This is a genomic window from SAR324 cluster bacterium, assembly GCA_029245725.1.
In the GTDB taxonomy this organism is placed as follows: Bacteria; SAR324; SAR324; order SAR324; family NAC60-12; genus JCVI-SCAAA005.
Map to the genome: position 1 here is coordinate 1 of JAQWOT010000136.1, position 1,726 is coordinate 1,726.

Consider the following 1,726-nt stretch of genomic DNA (forward strand, 5'->3'; position numbering starts at 1 on the left):
CTACTCTGCGTGAAAAGTGGCAGTTGCATAAAGCCCTCCGACGATTACGTGCCTACATTGCCGATTATATCGCCAACAAGCGGACTCCTCCCAAGTCTCCCACCACCCCATGAGCATTATATCCAAATATCTTTTTCATTCTGGAAAACTCATGGAGCCTCTGGCCGAACCATTGGCCCTGAAAAGCTTCACGATACACAATCAGACCCTGATTTCTCCCATGTGCCAGTACTCCGCAAAGGAAGGCCTTGCCAACGATTATCATTTTGCTCATCTCTTGACCTTTGCGCTGGGAGGAGCAGGGATTATCTTTACTGAAGGAACATTCATCTTAAACTCAGCCACTCATGGGATTGGGAATGACCACACCGAGTTCTGTTGAAATCTCGATCAACTGATCGCAAATTGACTGTCCGAGTTCAATGCCATTCATCCGAGCAGTCCTGCGCTTTGTACGCTCTGGGTCACCAGGCATAAGCACAGGCTGATCCTGGTGGCGTGGTGCTGAATTTCTGATTGAAGTGACAAAATCTTCAATCTCTTGTCGCATTCCGTTGCCTTGATCAAACTTTGCAGGATCGAAAACAATCGAGAGCATCCCATTGCAGAAAGGCCTCTCATGCGCATTGGTGCTGGAACCAGTCAGCGCTCCTGCCAACAACTCGCAGGCAAGGCCAAGCCCCGACCCTTTGTGTTCTCCAAATGTCTGAATGGCTCCTGTCCCTCCCCTTGGGTTGGGCACCCCAAAAGTCACAGTTTCACCGTAGATCGTTACTGGATGGTCGGAGTCAGTTCCTGTTTCATCAACCATTGCATCCGGTGGGAGAGGTGTTCCTGTCTTTAAGCTGACTAGGATCTTGCCCTCGGCAACACGGCTTGTCGCGAAATCAAGAATGAAATGATCTGACTCTCCAGAATCCAGAAATCGCGGAACACCAATCGCAATCGGGGCAGTTGATAATTGAGCCTCACGTCCTCCGAAGGGAGCAACGATTCGTGAGCCTGCAACATTGACGAAGTGCAGGGAAATCAGCCCTTGATCTGCCAGCAGTTCGGCCCAACCACCAATACGGCCCAAATGACCTGCGTGGCGCAGTCCAATCAGCGCAAGCCCTTCTGATTGAACGATCTCACAGGCTTCGTGAACCACGTGATGCCCAAGCACCTGACCAAAGCTGTATTGCCCATCAAAGAGGCGCAAAGAACCAGAAGACATCAACGTTGTATAAGCGCAGACTGGTCGCACTTTCTGCTGCTTGATATAGTCCATGTACCGGGGTACTCGAACAATTCCATGGCTTGGATGCCCAGAAGCATCAGCGTCCACTAGGTGAATTGCGATCAAGCGAGCTTCTTCTCCAGGACACCCAGCCACGGTGAAGAGTTGGGATAGCCAGTCTTCCAAAATCGTCTGCTGAACCAGCATGACTGAATTCCTTTCTGTATTGTAATCAACGTCCCAAAAATTCAGGACTCGCGGAAATACGATCTTGGAACAAGAATGCTTTGACCAAGTGTGAACTGCAGATTATACAGCAAGCCTTCTTGAACGGAACCCTCTAATCTGGGGAATCAGTGCTCCAAGAACAACCAGAGAACCACCCAATAGCAGGGGAGAGTTGAGCGGTTCGTTCAGCAGCAACCATGACAGGATACAGCCCCGTGGAGTAGTAAGGATGATCCTCAGGCTGGCTACACCCATCGGGAGTTGACGTAGAGTTCGATT

The 1,726-nt window shown here is 50.3% G+C and carries 2 protein-coding genes; both read right to left on the minus strand.

From position 1 onward, the window contains the following. Window positions 1-337: 337 nt before the first annotated feature. Window positions 338-1,426 carry an Ldh family oxidoreductase gene (locus P8O70_06220; GenBank protein ID MDG2196470.1) on the minus strand — a complete coding sequence of 363 codons (1,089 nt, stop codon included), beginning with the start codon at window positions 1,424-1,426 and terminating at the stop codon, window positions 338-340. A gap of 102 nt (window positions 1,427-1,528) precedes the next feature. Then, a partial coding sequence (locus P8O70_06225; protein MDG2196471.1) for a hypothetical protein occupies window positions 1,529-1,726 on the minus strand: 198 nt, incomplete at its 5' end.

Excerpts from the sequence above, each read along its gene's own strand:
- P8O70_06220 (MDG2196470.1), bottom strand. The coding sequence starts at position 1,426 with ATGCTGGTTCAGCAGACGATTTTGGAAGACTGGCTATCCCAACTCTTC.